Annotated in this window: 1 pseudogene; it reads left to right on the top strand. The window is 45.9% G+C overall.

The annotated features are described in order from the left end of the window. Nucleotides 1-54: 54 nt before the first annotated feature. Nucleotides 55-305: pseudogene (locus ACTHSP_RS23485) on the top strand (DUF4178 domain-containing protein); the annotation flags it as partial.

The raw sequence follows: 305 nt of genomic DNA, 5'->3' as shown, positions 1-305 counted from the left end.
GTGTCTTACCGTCAAATGAGAAAGGCATTCGGCCTGTCTTTTGATACTAAGGAGATGCTCTCTTACTGGCTGAAGGGCGACAATAGAAATGTTGGGAGTCGAGATAATGTAGCCCGTATTATTGCTATGCTGATTCTTATCATCGTCAACCTTCCGGCCTGGCTGTCGCCGCACCTACGTAGCCCTGTCGGCATAGTGGTCAGTCTGTGTGCGTTGGTATGGATATGGGTTTCTGACAGATATAAAAACGATCGTGATTACGAAGAAGAACGGGTAGGGACGATTATTTTCTTTGCTTTCATCAT

It is taken from the genome of Neisseria sp. P0001.S005 (assembly GCF_051963715.1).
Note: the sequence above shows the minus strand (reverse complement) of the source record. Positions and strands in the feature narration are given on the sequence as shown.